The 17107-nt window shown below is 44.5% G+C and carries 14 protein-coding genes, 1 riboswitch and 1 other annotated feature; of the genes, 10 read left to right on the forward strand and 4 right to left on the reverse strand.

The window, feature by feature from the left end:
* The first annotated feature begins 41 nt into the window (after positions 1-41).
* The 4 genes from AC58UU_RS10245 to AC58UU_RS10260 all read left to right on the forward strand — a co-directional run bounded on the left by AC58UU_RS10245 (position 42) and on the right by AC58UU_RS10260 (position 6395).
* Positions 42-1442, forward strand: a complete 1401-nt coding sequence (locus tag AC58UU_RS10245) for an ABC transporter substrate-binding protein (RefSeq protein WP_497315247.1) — start codon at positions 42-44, stop codon at positions 1440-1442.
* Positions 1443-1631: 189 nt separating this feature from the next.
* Complete coding sequence (locus AC58UU_RS10250) at positions 1632-2693, forward strand: SGNH/GDSL hydrolase family protein (RefSeq protein ID WP_497315249.1); 1062 nt, start codon at positions 1632-1634, stop codon at positions 2691-2693.
* Positions 2694-2705: 12 nt separating this feature from the next.
* Positions 2706-4268, forward strand: coding sequence for an extracellular solute-binding protein (locus AC58UU_RS10255; RefSeq protein ID WP_497315251.1), 1563 nt, complete (start codon positions 2706-2708; stop codon positions 4266-4268).
* 24 nt (positions 4269-4292) lie between these two features.
* The gene (locus tag AC58UU_RS10260) at positions 4293-6395 is read left to right on the forward strand and encodes an alpha/beta hydrolase fold domain-containing protein (RefSeq protein ID WP_497315252.1); all 2103 of its coding nucleotides are present in this window, start codon (positions 4293-4295) and stop codon (positions 6393-6395) included.
* Between the two features lie 335 nt (positions 6396-6730).
* Here AC58UU_RS10260 and AC58UU_RS10265 read toward each other — a convergent pair whose 3' ends face one another.
* Both AC58UU_RS10265 and AC58UU_RS10270 read right to left on the reverse strand, forming a co-directional pair.
* Complete coding sequence (locus tag AC58UU_RS10265; protein WP_497315254.1) at positions 6731-7039, reverse strand: hypothetical protein; 309 nt, start codon at positions 7037-7039, stop codon at positions 6731-6733.
* Between the two features lie 56 nt (positions 7040-7095).
* Positions 7096-7389 carry a DUF3055 domain-containing protein gene (locus AC58UU_RS10270; RefSeq protein ID WP_171646239.1) on the reverse strand — a complete coding sequence of 98 codons (294 nt, stop codon included), beginning with the start codon at positions 7387-7389 and terminating at the stop codon, positions 7096-7098.
* 200 nt (positions 7390-7589) lie between these two features.
* Here AC58UU_RS10270 and AC58UU_RS10275 point away from each other — a divergent pair, with 200 nt between their 5' ends.
* Both AC58UU_RS10275 and tyrS read left to right on the forward strand, forming a co-directional pair.
* Positions 7590-8603, forward strand: a complete 1014-nt coding sequence (locus tag AC58UU_RS10275; RefSeq protein WP_497315256.1) for an HRDC domain-containing protein — start codon at positions 7590-7592, stop codon at positions 8601-8603.
* Between the two features lie 56 nt (positions 8604-8659).
* Positions 8660-8928 (forward strand) — a binding site (T-box leader).
* Positions 8929-8981: 53 nt separating this feature from the next.
* Positions 8982-10241 carry a tyrosine--tRNA ligase gene (gene tyrS, locus AC58UU_RS10280; RefSeq protein ID WP_497315258.1) on the forward strand — a complete coding sequence of 420 codons (1260 nt, stop codon included), beginning with the start codon at positions 8982-8984 and terminating at the stop codon, positions 10239-10241.
* 75 nt (positions 10242-10316) lie between these two features.
* Here tyrS and corA read toward each other — a convergent pair whose 3' ends face one another.
* Positions 10317-11252 (reverse strand): magnesium/cobalt transporter CorA, encoded by a 936-nt coding sequence (gene corA, locus AC58UU_RS10285; RefSeq protein WP_497315259.1) that lies wholly within the window; start codon positions 11250-11252, stop codon positions 10317-10319.
* A 304-nt stretch (positions 11253-11556) separates the two neighbouring features.
* Positions 11557-11784: a hypothetical protein gene (locus AC58UU_RS10290; protein WP_261302314.1), complete on the reverse strand. Its 228-nt coding sequence runs from the start codon at positions 11782-11784 to the stop codon at positions 11557-11559.
* A 248-nt stretch (positions 11785-12032) separates the two neighbouring features.
* A riboswitch (SAM riboswitch) is annotated at positions 12033-12161 on the forward strand.
* 101 nt (positions 12162-12262) lie between these two features.
* On the opposite strand from AC58UU_RS10290, the gene metA reads away from it, so the two are divergent.
* The 4 genes from metA (at position 12263) to mqnC (ending at position 16854) form a co-directional block, all read left to right on the forward strand.
* Positions 12263-13207 (forward strand): homoserine O-acetyltransferase MetA, encoded by a 945-nt coding sequence (gene metA, locus AC58UU_RS10295; RefSeq protein WP_497315261.1) that lies wholly within the window; start codon positions 12263-12265, stop codon positions 13205-13207.
* Between the two features lie 35 nt (positions 13208-13242).
* On the forward strand, positions 13243-14409 hold the full coding sequence (locus tag AC58UU_RS10300; RefSeq protein WP_497315565.1) for an aminotransferase class I/II-fold pyridoxal phosphate-dependent enzyme: 1167 nt from the start codon (positions 13243-13245) through the stop codon (positions 14407-14409).
* Positions 14409-15581: a trans-sulfuration enzyme family protein gene (locus AC58UU_RS10305; protein WP_497315263.1), complete on the forward strand. Its 1173-nt coding sequence runs from the start codon at positions 14409-14411 to the stop codon at positions 15579-15581. The genes AC58UU_RS10300 and AC58UU_RS10305 overlap by 1 nt, the downstream gene beginning before the upstream one ends.
* A 136-nt stretch (positions 15582-15717) precedes the next feature.
* A complete protein-coding gene (gene mqnC / locus AC58UU_RS10310; RefSeq protein WP_047677361.1) occupies positions 15718-16854 on the forward strand; it encodes a cyclic dehypoxanthinyl futalosine synthase in 1137 nt (378 codons plus the stop codon).
* Positions 16855-17107 lie beyond the last annotated feature (253 nt).

Consider the following 17107-nt stretch of genomic DNA (forward strand, 5'->3'; position numbering starts at 1 on the left):
AAACCAGTAAGTGTTAGACAGTAAGATAGTGAGGTAGCTGCATGCAAAAGAGATTAAGCCGCAAACATTTTCGGGTTCGGCTGGAAGATATGATTGTTACGCTGCGTCAAGAAATCTTGTCTGGAAAAGCGGCTATCGGCAGCTACTTGCCTTCCGAAAGTGATCTGGAAAAGCGATTCGAGCTCAGCAATGCATCCGTTCGCAATGGTCTGAAAGTTCTCGTAGAGGAAGGATTTATTGAGAAAATTGCCAGGGTAGGAAATAGGATAACAAGTCCCTCTTCCGAACAAAAGACGGTTATCAAATTTGGTTATGTCCATTCATTTGCTGGACTTGTCGAGATGGAAGAGCTGCTGGAAGAGTTCGCTAAGCAATACCCGCATATCGTTGTCCATCCGATAGAACTGCCTTCGGGCAGCTACTCCAAGTCTTTGAAGCAATATATGGAAGCGGAGCTCCTCGATTGTGTAATGATTAATAATAATAATTTTCAGGATTTCGTGGAAAATGACTGTACCCATTTATTGGAGCCGATTGAGCAAATGGATGATTTGTATCCGTTTTTGACGGAATCGTTTCAACAAGGAGGTCACACGCTCGTTCGTCCGTTTAATTATTCGCCTGTCGTTTTGTGCTATAACAAAAAGCATTTCGAACAGTCCCAAGTTCCACTGCCGGATAGCAGTTGGGCATGGCGTGATCTTTTTACATATGGTCAACAATTATCTGTGAAGAATGAACGGTTTGGCTTTTATTTTTATTTGCCCTCCCGTAACCGCTGGCCGATCTTTATGCTGCAGAGTGGAACAAGCTTTCAAACCGATGACAGCGGAAACTACCGATTGCATGAAAGCAAAATCATAGAAAGTTTAGAAGCATGCAGAGATCTGCTGGATGTATTTCCAAGAATTCTTTCGGAAAGCAATGCCGATGCGGAAGCGCTTTTTCTGGAAGAAAAAGTTTCGGTTATTATGACAACCTATTTTTTCTTAAATCAGCTGCGAGATTCTAACATTCCCTTCGAGGTCTCCCCATTACCGGGATTGCAGGATTCGAGTACGCTGCTCATTATTAATGGACTAGCTGTTAACAGCCGTTCTTCTCACAAAGAGGCAGCAAAGCTGCTGGTCGACTTTCTGACCTCTTATGAGATTCAATTAATGCTTCGCCGCAAAACGTTGAATATTACCGCTCACCGACGTGCCATGGAGTGGGAGGGGGAGGAGTCGGGCTATCGTCCGTCTAGATTTTTTCTATATAGGGAAATTATCCCGACGTTTCGGCTAATTACGGAATTGGGCCTCAGCAATTACCAATTAAAAAGCATCCAGCGTGATATTATGTTATTTTTATCGGGTCTGCAAAATAGTGCAGCGCTTAGCACCAGATTGGAACAATTGTTGATTGAAGCTAAAGAAAGCAACATCATTCATTCCTCCTAAGTATTTTTCATAGGTAAACGTAGGTGCAGGCTCATCCAAAAGAGCTTGTACTTTTTTTGTTTCTACCCCATAAAATCACAAGTCGAACCAAAGAAAACCATGTTGGCTGCGCTTACATTGATGATATCATAAATATATGAGTTAGATACGAGTCAGAAATAAAGTGAAATGATAGGTAGGGTAACTAACATGCAGCATAATGGTGTTTATTTTCACAATGTCACGGAACTTGAACAACTGCCATACCTGCCGGGACTTCGATTACACCGGTTTCCGAAGCATGTTCGTCACAGCTTAACGGTGAAGGGCAGAACGAAGGCGGTACAGTCGAACGGCTGCGAGCTTCGATTTGTTACAGAAGCGAAGTATGTACAAGTGGTGCTTGCTTCGCAGGATACGAATGGTAAAGTGCTGGTTTTCAAAGGCGACTTCTTCCATTCATCTCATGAGCTGGAGGCGGGTGTTGTAACAACGATCCAGTTGGAAGAGCCTGAAAGGTTTGCTCAAGTAATCCCGGAGAAGCTGAACAATAGGGCGTTCTCTTCTAATGTTTGGCGCATTTTCTTTGAACGGTTTAGCGCTGTTTTCTATGATATCGATGCATTCGGGTTTGAAGTGAGGCCTCCTCATAAGCATGAGATGCCTCAGTTGACACTTCTAGCTTACGGCTCATCAATAACGCAAGGGGCAGGAGCTTTAAGCCATTACAACGGCTATATACAGCAAGCTGCCCGACGTCTTGAAATTGATGCATGTAACTTAGGACTTAGCGGATCCTGCTTCTGCGAAAAAGAGTTGTCAGATCATATTGCGGAACGAAATGACTGGGATATGGTCTATCTTGAGATTGGTGTTAACATGCGAGCGGTAGTTTCTACGGAGGAATTTGAACGACGCTCATCCTATTTACTGGACCGTATCATTGAAAGGCACCCGGAGAAGCAAGTATTTCTAACCTATATTTATCCAAATCGGGCTACGTATTTCAGTGATTATAACCATGCTTACAGCGAGGCTGAAAGACACTATAACGAAATCTTAGCGCAATATACGGCAAATAGAAGCCACCCTTTCCTGCACTTGTTGGACGGGAGCAAGATCATGGATGACTTTACTGCGTTGACTAGCGATCTCATTCATCCTTCCGATTATGGCCATATTTTGATGGGAGAAAAGTTGGCAGGGTTCATGCTTCCAACTGTAAATAAGCTGCGAGAATGGCAAGTGAAACATGGAGTTATTTCCAAATAGGAGGAGATTGATATGAGAAAGAAGTGGCTTTTATCCATAATCAGTGCATCTTTGCTTGCCGCAACCGCAGCAGGATGCTCGCAGGCAGGGAAACAGGAAACAGCAACCGCAGGCAAGCCTGAGGGTGGGAAGGCGGCCTTCTCGATATCCTTCCGGTCCGGGAATATTTCGTATGCGGAAAATCACCCGAACATTAACGAAGAGAAATGGGTAAAGAAGCTGGAGGAGCTAACGAATACAGATTTGGACATCCGCTTAATGTCTCACAAAGAATTCGATCAAAAGATGATCCAGATGTTCGCCATCCATGATATACCTGATGTTGTTCAGGCGAGCTCGGGCTTGACGAATCCGCAATTGGCAGGGTCAGTGCAGGCTGGTGTATTTCTACCTTTAAACGATTTATTAGAAAAGCACGGCAAGAACCTTTTGAAAAAAATACCGAAAGAAGCATGGGAAAAAGAAACGGACGCCAAAGGGAATATCTACGCGATACCAGAGTGGTTATCGAATCCTTCCAGAAGAGCGACTTGGATCCGTACAGATTTATTAGAAAAAACGGGACTGCCAGAGCCCAAAACGGTTGATGATTACCTCAACGTTATGCGTGCGTTCAAGAAATTAGGTGTTGAGAATCCATATATGGGACGAGAAGATTTCGTGTATTCGGATGCTTTCTTCGGGGCTTATGATGTTTTCGGTAACTTCTTTATGAAGCAGGGCGATCAAATCGTTCCAAAGTTCTTTAACGTAGAAAATATGCAAAAGGCCATTCAAACCTATAAAACGATGGTGGATGAAGGCTTGATGAATAAAGAGTTTGAAACCATCAATCCGACCAAGTTCAAAAACGATATTTTAGCCGGAAAAGCAGGGATATGGAACATGAATGCCAACTTGTTGATTCAATGGGATCAGCAGTTGAGAGAAAACGTGGCAACCGGGAAGATGAAATTGATTTCATCTCCAACTGGACCTGACGGCAAGGGCGGATTGCGGCTTGTCGGTAACGTGACTAGAGCTTATTTGATTAATAAAAGTGCAAAGGATCCAGCAGCTATCATTAAATTTTTCGATTGGATGGTTAGTGACGAGGCGGAGAAATTTTTTACCTTTGGTATTAAAGGTGAGAATTACACGGAAGAGAATGGCAAACTCAATTATAAAGCGCCAACGAACGCTAAGGATGTAGATGAGGAGACTTATAGACAAATTTTACTCTGGTTAGTTCAGGATACGACTTATAACAAAGGAACTTTGAGTCTTACGCCTGAGGGGCAAGGTCTGATGAAACTGTATGATACGGTATTGGCCAAAGAAGGACGTGACGGTATCCAGTTCGATCCGCAGCTGAAGGGATATTTGAAGAATCCTGATCTTGCGCCAACGGGAGATAAGCTTCCGCCTGTTATTCTCACTCATGTTTTGAAAATGGTTTATGGAAAGGAACCGATCTCGGACTATCCGAAAGTTTTAGAAGAGTGGAAGCAAAAAGGCGGTAATGATGTCATCAAAGAAGCTACGGAAAGATTTAACAAAAATGATGGCGTTAATCTATCGAGAACGAAGAACTGATAACTAGGAAAGCGAGGGAGATAAATGAAGTACTTTCTGCGAAGTATTGAGATACGTATAGCTCTATGCATCATGCTACTGATGACCGTTGTTTCACCAATGTTTGAAATGAAACCGCTTTCGGCTGAACCGGTAGACACACAGCTCTTTTATGACAGCTTTGAATATGGTAACGGCGTTGCAGTCCCAACAACTTCGCGATCCCAGTGGTCACAAGAAGGTCTGAATGGAAGTCTGGTGAAGACGACAACTAGCGGCATGCATTCAGGTACCTATGGTATAAAAATAGATGCCACCGATTCGCTAAGCCTACGTCTTAGTACGGTTGGATACCAAAATATTCAGTTGAGTTACTGGTACAAATCAAGTGTTACAGCAGGTGGCGTAAAGGTGGAGTATTCCTCAAACGGAGGTTCCACTTGGTTCACTTTGGATCCCATTAATAGAGCGCAAGGCTCTTTTGAACAAAGAACCTATACCATCACGGCAGCCACGTACACACCTATTGATAATCTTCCGGATGTCAGAGTGAGATTCAGCGTGGACTCAGCGCTAACAGGCAACATCTATATAGATGATGTGGTAGTTAGAGGCATAGCGATTTCCAGCACACCTGATGAGCCTTCTATCCCACAGCCTGAAGGGCCGGAAATCGAATTCTTCTCCGACAATTTCGATGATCCTGATAATTACGGTTCAGAGGGCAGTGTATCCATACCATCACCCTGGTTACAGGAAGGCGCTGGGGGAAGCGCCGCCAAAACATCAACGTCAACGAGTGCTCCATCTCTGCCCAATTTCGTCAAAATTGATTCTAACGATGCACTAACCTTGCCGCTCAATACGACTGGATATGGGAACATCAAGCTGAGCTATTTTACAAGAGCATCATCTTATATTTGTGGTAGTATGGTCGTGGAGTGGTCAGGGAATGGAGGAAGCAGCTGGACGACTTTAGAAGAATTCAAGCTGGCCCAAGGTACTGCTGAGCAAAAAAACAGCGAATCCAACAAACTGAAGACGTGGGCATTAGGAGCGGATGCCAACAACAATCCTAATCTTAAGATAAGATTCAGAGTGGGAGATGCCATGCAGGCGAATATGTATATGGACAGTGTGTCAATTACAGGGCAAGCTATTCCGGGCATCCCGCCAGCAGTCTCACCGGTTCCCACACCTCCGCAAACCACGGACCCGGTACCTTTTCCCGTACCAGACGGTGTTACTTTGTATGAAGATGTAGAAATTGGAACAGCTGGTACCCGCCCCATATATACGTCGATAGCGGTTCCTAGTACTCTGCCTGCGGCTCCAATGCCTGTCGTTGTTTATATACATGGTGGAGGCTGGAATCACGGGGACAGGAAACAAGCATTGGCTAACATATGCGGATATGTGACCAAGAGAGGATATATCGGCGTTTCGCTTGACTACCGCCTGACTCCTGAGGCGCCTTTTCCGGCTCAGATCCAGGATGTGAAATTAGCCATTCGGTATTTGCGAGCACATGCCGCTCAATATCATATTGATCCTGACCGTATTGGCGTCTGGGGTTCATCGGCGGGAGGCCATCTTGCTTCGCTGCTCGGTACTTCTGGGGATCTCTTAACGAGTGATCAGGTGGTTCTCGATAATGGAAATACGGTACATGTGCCAGATCTGGAAGGCTCAGGAGGCTGGCAGGAATATTCCGATAAAGTGCAGGCGGTGGCAGACTGGTTTGGGCCTGCTGATTTCACGACTGCTTTTGCGAATAGCTATAGCTCGGTAACGGCGCTTCTAGGCGGGAACAAAGCCTTCACGGTGCCAGATCAGGCAAGACTCGCCATGCCCGGTACGTATGCATCTCCGGATGATCCGCCATTCTGGATCCGGCATGGAGACGCGGATTCTACGATTCCCTATACGGATAGCGTTACATTTGCTAATCAACTAACAGCAGCGGGTGTTAGTGTCGTTGACTTCAAGGTTGTTCCCGGGCAGGGCCACGGGTTCACAGGAACAGCATCAGAAACAGCCAATGCGGAGGCATGGGCATTCATGGATCAGTATGTTAAGAATAGGACTGTGACAGAACACATTTTATACAAAAATGGTTACAACCCGGGCGGATCCAATGGATCCTAATCCCCCTGGCCCGGCGCCGCATATCAGCACTATCCCTTTTTCTAAGTAAAATAGGTGAGAATGTTGTAGTAAATACAACAATTTTCTCCTTTTAGAAGTGTAAATGGTGAAGATGTTGTACGTCATACAACAATTTCCATTAAATCGAGTGAAATAGCTCCAATTTAAGCAAACATGTTGCACTTTCTACAACACTGGATAGCTTTAAACACTAAAGTAAAGAAAATTGTTGTATGTTTTGCAACTTGATGGGTTCTATCCACATCTAAAAAACAAAAAAACGAGCCAAACGTCTGTAATATCAAACGTTCGGCTCGCTTATTTTTTATAAGAGCTTATTCTTCATTTGTAGGTTCGTTTCGATAATCGTCTTCACCTGGATAATCCCGCTTAATGCCTTCATGCAGCTCGTGATTTTCGTAAGAATATTGATTAGGCGGACGTTGATCTTTACGCCATGGTGTACTTTTTCCCAGCGATTCTGTATTTAGGCTAGTGCCATAAGGACCTTCTGGGAACTCCTCTGGAATTAGGTCATTGCGCTGCGACTCAACCGTCTCTAGATCAGTGAAGTCATCGCGGTATTCAGGGATGAAGCCTTTTGCTTCTGTTTTCTTAGCTAATTGGGGGGATTCGTCAATCATGGATAAAGCCTCCTTATCAGGTTGCTATGCTTTTTCCAGTGTCCCCCGCAGATAGCTTAAATATCCGTAAAATGAATGGAACCAATAATTTGCGACAAGAATTCATTAAGTTCTAGCGCTTGTTCCTCATTCAGTTTATACACATGTTCTAAATATCCTTCTTCAGCCAGATCATCTGGACCAATAACTGCACTGCGTCCGGATTGCAAATCAATAACAAGCTTTTTGCCGAAATAACGGGATGTCGTCATAATTGCCAGATCAAATCGATGCAATGCGTTGCCAACGAAACAAACGAAACGCGTTGTTGTTTCTTCCTGATGGTCGTATAAAAAGTCATAATCAGACATGAGGGCCCTCCATTCTCTTTCTAGTATGCATCTCATTATAACCGAAAAAAGCTTGTCAACAAAACATATCTTGCGCCCATCTGACAAACATGGTATGATTTGGATATTAGAAAAAGGGAAGCACCTTTTCAGCTAACTGCTGAAGAGGTGCTTTTTCGTTTTTCTGAACCTATTTTTAGTCATCGTTTGGAGGAGAAGGTATGAATATTGTATTTCTGAACACTTTGGAAAAAGAAGCGGGGGATCATCGCGTTACATCGGCACAAGTGTCGATTGGGGAAGAACAAGGCATTTGGAATGTCTATTGGAATGAGCCTGATAGCGCTGGCAAAATTCAGCAAGATCAGTGGTATCAAGGGGTGAGCTGGGATGAGATGCTGAGTGCTTTCCGTCAGGGGCTGCGGGATAAAGTTCGTTCCGGTTTCCGTCCGCTTGTTAGTACGGATTTGGAATCAGCGCAAGGATTGTCAGGCAAAGCTAGAATGACACAGATGCTGACTTACTACTGCGAAGAAAATCCAAGTGAGGAAGTGTACGAAACGCTCCGCGCTTGGAGGCGCGAACAAGCTGCCCGTGAGGGGAAAGCACCGTATATTCTCGCTACGAATCGTGTCCTTCGCATGATCTCAGTCTTCCTGCCTCAGAGCAAGGAAGAGCTGCAGCAAATTCCTGGCTTCGGCGAGCAAAAGACGACCATGTATGCGGCAGATGTGCTCAATCTCACCGCTGAGTATACACGTTTGAATGGCTTTCCTTTAGATTGGGTAGCAAAAAGCGTGGACACAGTGAAGTTTGAGGCCTGGCTACACGCTCAGAAGGAGCAAAAGCTGCGAACTGAGCTTGACCGTGAGGTAAGCAAGCGCAAACTTCTTGAGATTGTTGCTAGCGGAGGAAGCTTGGCGGATTTGCAAGCAGTGCTAACGATGCCGCGCAGGGAACTGCTGCTTTGGGTGGAGGATTTGGAGCGAGAGGGATACGATATGGATCCGCTTGTAGAAGCGGAGCTGGCTTCGATCCCGGAAGAAGAGCAAATCAAAGCCTGGAACGCCTTCGAATCGGAAGGTGACCGCTACCTGAAGCCGGTGCTGCAGCGCATCATCGGTACGGAGGAGCTCAAAGGCAAAGAACTTGACCGCGCCTATGAGTGGCTGCGCTTGCTTCGGTTGCGCTTCCGCAGGGAGAAGGAAAGGTTTGCTTCTCAAGCTGCGAGCTAGCTAGTATTGACATTGATTAGGATTATATGATTAAATGGTCAATAATCTAAATATCAATGAAAGCGATGACGAACATGGGCTATGCCCGAAGTAGGAGAAATGCCGCTGCTGCAGAGAGTCGGTGTAGGGTGCAAACCGATGCAAGTATGGCTCCGAATTACAGTTCTGAGTTGGTTAAGGGAACATGCTCGTTAGAGCATCAGTAGCTTTTACCCGGCATTCATTTGTCGTTATAAATCTAAGTGAAAGAGAAATTTGCGAATGAGAGCGCGAATCCTTCTCTTTAATTAGGGTGGTACCGCGAGACAACCTTCTCGTCCCTTTGTGGACGCGATGGTTGTCTTTTTTGTTTTTATCATATGAGGAGGGATTAATACTATGTTGACATGGGATCAGCTTACCGAAATACAGCAGCAAGAAGTGGAACGTCAATTGCTTGTCATTGGGCGGGGCGCTGCCGAAATCGTGCCTGAGGAAGCACTCAAGCAAAAGATCATGCACGCCGTGGCTACAGGAAAGCCGTTAAAAGTGAAGCTTGGCTTAGATCCATCTGCACCGGATATTCATATTGGTCACACCGTTGTTTTGCAGAAGCTGCGTCAATTTCAAGATTTGGGACACGAGGTTCAACTCATTATCGGAGATTTCACAGGACGGATTGGGGATCCTACCGGAAAGTCAGAGACACGTAAACAGCTGTCAGAGGAAGATGTTAAGCACAATGCGCAAACGTATCAGACGCAATTGTCCAAAATATTAGATTTGACCAAGACCACTTTTTACTACAATTCATCTTGGCTTGGAGCGCTTAGATTCGATGATGTGCTGAAGCTAGCAGGTAAAGTAACGGTTGCGCGTATGCTGGAGCGGGATGACTTTGCCAAAAGATACGCGGCTAACCAGCCGATTCACGTTCATGAGTTTTTCTACCCTTTAATGCAGGGCTATGACTCCGTTTCTCTTGAAAGTGACATTGAGCTAGGCGGAACGGATCAAACCTTCAATATTTTGATGGGCCGAACGCTCCAAAGCGCTTATGAGATTAAAGATGGACAGGTGGCGATTCTGATGCCGCTGCTCGAAGGCTTGGATGGTGTTCAAAAAATGAGCAAAAGCTTGCGAAATTACATTGGCATCGATGAGCTTCCTAACGAAATTTTCGGCAAAACGATGTCGATTCCGGATTCGCTCATGACCAAATACTACGAGTTAACAACGGCCATCTCAAATGAATCCCTGCATGATCTCAAACGAGGACTAGAAGCAGGTGCCATCCATCCGAGAGATGCCAAGATGAAGCTAGCTAAGGAATACGTGCAAATGTATCATGGTGCGCAGGCAGCAGAAGAGGCTGAACAGCATTTTATAACCGTGTTCCAAAAGCGAGCTTTGCCCGAAGACATCGAAGAAATGACTCTAAGCATCAGCCAGCAGGAAGAAGGCTCAATCTCCATCATTAAGCTTCTCGTATTACTAGAACTGCAAGCTTCCAACGGAGAAGCAAGACGCAGTGTGGAACAAGGGGCAGTGAAGATCAATGAACAGAAGATCATGCAAATTCATGAACAAATAACCCCAAAGGATGGGGATATTATTCAGGTGGGGAAACGAAAATTTGTTAAAATTAAGTTGATTTAAGCAGGACAAAAAGGGCTCCTTGATAGCAGCATTTTGCTCCAAGAAGCCCTTACCTTAACGACTATGCAAAAGTAACTACAGCCATTCTTTTTTGCGAAATAATACATACATGCCTATGCCCAATGCACCCATGAACGCCAACACAATTTCATCGCCATGAGCCACATGAAGCCCGAGAATGTTATCAAAATTCATCCCGAACACGCCGGTAATGAACGTTAAAGGCATGAAGATCGTCGAAGTTGCTGTGAAAACGCGCATGATCTCATTCGCGCGGTTAGCGACGCTGGACTGATAGGCTTCTCGTAAGTTGCCCATGAGATCGCGCAGCGTATCAAACGTATCCACGATCTTTACGGCATTTTCATAAATGTCTCCGAAATATTTTTGCAGCTGATGGTCAATCAGTCTAAGCTCTTTTTTACCAAGTGTTCCAATGACATCGCGTTGAGGAACAAGTACTTTTTTGAGCCATAGAATCTCTGAGCGAAGTCCAATAATTTCATTCAAATGCGACTTCTTCGTTGCCACCAGGATGTCTTCTTCCAGCTTTTCAATCTTGGCCTCGATACGGTCACCGACCGCCACATAATTATCGACGACAAGATCGACCAGATGGTATAGGAAACGATCGGCGCTGTTTACTTCCTCTTCCCAGAGAAAAGGTTTCAAAGCTCGAAGTTCATTGATTTTTTGTCTAGTAACGGTAATAATAACATGTCTGCTTAGAAATAGATTAAGTGCGCGAAGGAAAATTTCTTCATCATCAAATCGAATACTATTAATAACGATAAAATAATGGGAATCGTAGAACTCAATTTTGGGACGTTGTTCCTCTTCGCTTAAGCAATCCTCCACGGCCAAATCATGAAGATGGAACAAAGGTTGAAGGATCTCTAAGTCCTCTACCCCTGCATCAATCCAATAAAAGCCTCTTTCTGGAGGTGTTAGGGCGACAGTCACGTCATCAACCAACGTAAAAATGCCATTCTGAACCCACCGTGTTTTCATCTGATCCACCCCTTTGAATGGAATCAGTCGGTTAGTTCATCTTTTTAGAGCAAGGCTCCGGATGAAGGAATAACCGACTGCATTCCTACACTATTAAATTGTTTAAGATCCTTGCAGGTTCTACTCCTCGGTTCTCCGTCCAAACGTATGCCCTCCTTTTTCGTCCGTGTCGAATACTTGTCTAGTATAACCCTTCATATATCACGTTTCAAGCCATAAAAGTTTGCAGAAACTGGGTAGATTGTTGTTAAGATAAAGTATGGAGATAACGCTCAGTCGGTGTCAAAAAAATAGCCACCATGACTTACATGGCGGCTTTTAAAATTTTATTTTTAATTTCTTTGTAAATCTCAATTAATTCAGGATCACCGCGCTGCAGCAGTTCTTCTTCACTGTTAGCACCATAGATACGGCATAACAGGGCAGCAGCATCTTCTGCTTGTTGAATCGTTGGTTTTGTGGTTTCAATCAGGGCGAAAAAGCGATTCAATGAAGCAAAAGCGGAGAAGCTATCGATCGTTTGGGTTGACATAAATGACCTCTTTTCATGAAATAAGATTTATAAAATAGGGTGTTGTTATATATATTTCGTTGTTTTAATATCATATAACCCGTTTTTTTGCTGGCTTAAACATATTTTTTTGAGACGTTTTGTATCAATTGTTTCACAAGGGGACAAACCGTTGCAATTTCTTTGCTTTAATTTCTAATGACAAGCGTTTCATGCCTTGACTTTGATTGAATTTATAGTATGATAATTTTAATCGCATACGTTACATTTTCTTATCAAGAGTAGGTGGAGGGACTAGCCCTATGACACCCGGCAACCGACAAACCTTTGCAAGCAAAGGGGAGCACGGTGCTAATTCTTGCGGAAACGCTGATTAAAGCGAATCTGGGAGATAAGAGAAGGACATTGACTTTGATTTTCCATGGCCTTTCTCTGATTCCAGAGAAGGTCATTTTTGCATTTATTTCCCAAATAAAACTTATGAAGAGGAGTGAACAGGATGCCGATCAAGATTCCTGACAACCTGCCTGCCAAAGAAATTTTAAACCAAGAGAACATCTTCACCATGGATGAATCTGTCGCGTATCACCAGGATATACGTCCACTTCGGATTGCTTTATTGAATTTGATGCCGACCAAAGAAACGACGGAGACGCAGCTGCTGCGCTTAATCGGGAATACGCCATTGCAGGTGGAATTCGTGCTTCTGCATCCTAAAACTCATACTTCTAAGAACACTTCCGTCGAGCATTTGGAAATGTTTTATAAAACATTTGACGATATTAAAGATGAAAAGCTGGATGGCATGATTATCACGGGTGCTCCTGTCGAACAGATGGAATTCGAAGATGTGAATTACTGGGAGGAATTGACGCAAATCCTGAATTGGAGCAAGCACAACGTCACTTCTACCTTGCATATTTGTTGGGCAGCTCAAGCGGGCTTGTATCATCATTTCGGTGTGCGAAAGTTTGCGCTCGAGAACAAGATGTTCGGTGTATTTCCTCATACTGTTCAGGTACCGAATACAAAGCTGCTGCGCGGCTTTGATGAAGTCTTTCATGTACCACAATCGCGTCATACGGATATTAGTCGTGAAGACATTGAACAATGTCCTGATTTGGAAATTTTATCGGAATCTGAGGAGTCCGGTGTTTATATCGCCGCAACGCGAGATGGGAAGCATATTTTCGTAACAGGACATTCGGAATATGATGCTTGTTCATTGAAATGGGAGTACGATCGGGATGTGAGTAAAGGGCTTACAATCGAGATCCCCAAAAATTATTACCCGAATAATGATCCGAGCAGACAGCCTTATAATACTTGGAGAGCGCATGCGAATCTTCTGTTCTCCAATTGGTTGAATTACTATGTCTATCAAGAAACACCATTTGAATTGAACGCTAACATCAACGAAAGCTTGGCAAGCTCGCAATTGTAATTCGAAACCATATCCCTGAGGAGGAACTCCCTTTGTTGAAAATCGAAAGTCGTCTCGCCCAAATTGGCTCTATTGAAGAACCCGTTACTGGAGCTATCAGCTTCCCAGTCTACCAAGCTACTGCGTTCCGTCATCCGAAGCTTGGGCAAAGTACAGGATTCGACTATGCACGTACGAAAAGCCCAACACGCAAGGTGCTCGAGGATGCTATTGCTCAGTTGGAGTCTGGAGATGCGGGCTTTGCTTGTTCCTCAGGAATGGCTGCGCTGCAAACCATTTTTGCTTATTTCAGCCAAGGAGATCATCTGATTGTTTCCTTGGATTTATATGGCGGTACGTACCGTCTGCTTGAGAAAATCATGTCGCGCTTTGGTGTGACTGCTACGTATGTGGACACGAATGATTTAGATGGGCTGGAAGCGGCGTACCAGCCGAATACCAAAGGGCTTGTCATTGAGACACCGACGAATCCATTGATGATGATTACAGACCTTGAGCTTGTGTGTACTTGGGCTCGTAAGAAGGGCATCGTATCGATTGTCGATAATACCTTGTTAACACCGTATCTGCAACGTCCTATTGAGCTTGGTGCTGATATCGTCATTCATAGCGCGACCAAGTACCTCGGCGGTCATAATGACGTGCTCGCTGGTCTCATCGTGACCAAGGGCAAAGAGCTCTCGGAGCAGATGGCTTTCCTGCACAACTCCATTGGTGCTGTGCTTGGACCGCAAGACAGCTGGCTCCTTATGAGGGGAATGAAGACGCTTGCGCTTCGCATGGAGCGTCATGAGCAGAATGCAACGGCAATCGCGAAGTTCTTATTGGAACACCCGCTGATCGGTGAAGTATACTACCCAGCGCTTGAAACGCACCCTGGTTATACGATTCAAAATAAGCAGTCGAGTGGAAACACAGGCATTTTCTCCTTTAAAGTAAAGGATGCAAGACTGATTGAACCGATTCTTCGTCACATCCAGCTCATTGCTTTCGCGGAAAGCTTAGGCGGTGTCGAATCACTTATGACCTATCCAGCTGTACAAACACATGCAGATATTCCACTCGAAATTCGTCAGCAAATCGGTGTAGATGACCGTCTTCTACGTTTCTCTGTTGGCATCGAGCATATTGATGATCTGATTGCGGATCTTTCGAATGCTCTCAGCAAGGCACAAGCCGAATTGGAAGGAGATTCGCTATAATGAGCCATCCACAAGATGATAAACGTAAGCCGCATGGCAAATTCGCAACGAAGCTCATTCATTTCGGTGGAGAGATCGATGAAGTAACAGGGGCATCCAGTGTGCCTCTGTATCAAGCCTCGACCTTTCATCAAGCCGACTTAGAAGTCTCACCAGAGTATGACTATACCCGTTCCGGCAATCCAACCCGGCAAGCTCTGGAAGACTACATTGCATTACTCGAAGGCGGTACACGCGGATTTGCTTTCGCCTCGGGTATGGCGGCTATTTCATCAGCCTTCATGCTGTTGTCGCAGGGTGATCATGTTATTTGTACCGAAGATGTATATGGTGGTACTTATCGCTTACTTACAACGATTATGAATCGTATGGGTGTTGAGTCAACATTCGTTGATATGACAGATATCGCCCAAGTACGTGCAGCACTGAGATCTAACACAAGAGCCGTATTTATCGAGACACCTTCGAATCCGACACTACGAATTACAGACATCGCCGAAGTCGCTGCTTTTGCTAAAGAGCACGATTTGCTTACGATGCTGGATAATACGTTCATGACACCTTATCATCAGCGTCCAATCGAGCTGGGCATTGATATTGTTCTGCACAGCGCAACGAAGTTCCTCGGCGGACACAGTGACGTTCTTGCTGGGTTGGCTGTAGTCGCTAACGACAATCTAGGTCGCAGAATGAAACAAATCCAGAATGGTATGGGGAACGTACTTGGCATTCAAGATTCTTGGCTGTTGATCCGTGGAATGAAAACCTTGCGAGCTCGTATGGAAATGTCCGAAACTAGTGCTCGTAGACTGGCAAATTGGCTTTCAGAGCAGCCTGATATTGATGTTGTTTACTACCCGGGACTTCCGAACCACCCTCGTAGAGACGTTCATGAAAAGCAGTCTTTAGGCTATGGAGCAGTTGTTTCGTTCGATGTTGGTTCTGGCGAGAAAGCGAAAAAGCTATTGAGCAAAGTACGTATTCCACTCGTAGCGGTAAGCTTGGGCGCAGTGGAAAGCATCTTGTCCTATCCGGCTATGATGTCGCATGCCTCGATGCCGAAAGAAGTTCGCTTACTGCGCGGCATTACAGACGGTCTTGTGCGATATTCGGTAGGTCTTGAAGATATCGAAGACATTATTGAAGATTTGGAACAAGCCCTTCGCGGTTAGACCTCCATTAATTCGAAAATTATTCATATTTGAAATGGAATACGCCTTGGTAAAAGCAGCATATTGCTGCTTTTTTGGCATGAATATGGTACGATGAGTGGATACAAGCCTTCAGAAAGTAAAGGAGTGAGTAGCTATGAAACCGATTGATCGCATTCTATATAAAGCACAGTCAGGCGGACGAATTGATATAGAGGAATGTATTACGCTTTTCGAATCCGATCAAATAGAGAAGATTGGCGACACCGCCAATCAGATTATGAAGAAATGGCATCCCGATCCTATAACGACATTCGTCATTGGGCGGAATATTAACTATACGAATATTTGTGACGTTTATTGCAGATTTTGTGCGTTTTACCGTCCACCTGGTTCATCAGAAGGTTACGTATTGCCGGATGAAACCATTTTCCAGAAGATCCAAGAGACTCTGGATGTAGATGGGACCGAAATCCTCATGCAGGGCGGCACGAATCCGAATCTTCCATTCAGCTATTACACGAATATCCTTCGGGAGATTAAGAAACGTTTTGACATTACGATGCATTCTTTCTCACCAGCTGAAATTATGAAAATGAAAGATGTTTCGGATGGTTTATCTTTAGAGGAAGTCGTTCGTCAATTGCACGAAGCTGGACTCGATTCTTTGCCAGGTGGCGGCGCAGAAATTCTGGATGATCGCACTAGACGCAAAATTAGTAAGCTGAAAGGTTCATGGCGCGATTGGATGGACGTTATGCAAACCGCTCACAAAATTGGTATGCATACAACAGGTACCATGGTTATCGGTTTTGGCGAATCCATGGAAGAGCGCGCGCTTCATATGCTGCGTATCCGTGATGCGCAAGATGATGTTAAGCTGCAGAAGCTGAATACACCAGGCTTCCTAGCTTTTATTCCGTGGACATTCCAACCGGATAATACGAACATGAAGGCAGAGAAAGTCACGCCTGAGGAGTATTTGAAGACGCTGGCGATTAGCCGAATTATGCTGGATAACATTCCTAACTTCCAATCGTCGTGGGTGACGATGGGACCTGAAGTTGGCAAGCAAACACTCAGCTACGGCTGCAACGACTTTGGAAGTACGATGATTGAGGAGAACGTAGTCTCCGCGGCGGGTACAACGCACAAGGTCAACGTTAACTCCACGCTGCGAATCATTCGCGAAGCAGGTAAAATTCCAGCTCAGCGGAATACGAAGTACCAAACATTGCGTGTGTTTGATGACGAGTCGCTCGTTATTGATAAAGATTTCGTAATGCAAAACTAATAAAGTAATTTGGAGAGTAGCTGCGGCTGCTCTCTTTTCGTTTTAAATGCGCATGAATTTACTTGGACAAGTTATGAAAAAAATTAATGTTATTTTCATGTTTGTTTCTGAAAAAGGAGTATAATTGAAGTAGTTCACAATTTAGACAAAATTGATAGGAGTGGTTCTTGTGAAACTATTCAAAAATTTTCTTCAAGGATTTTTTTATGCTTTTGTCTCAATTGGTGCACTTCCATTCTTGCTTGTAAAAAGT

The organism is Paenibacillus sp. JT22N1, from assembly GCF_059692155.1.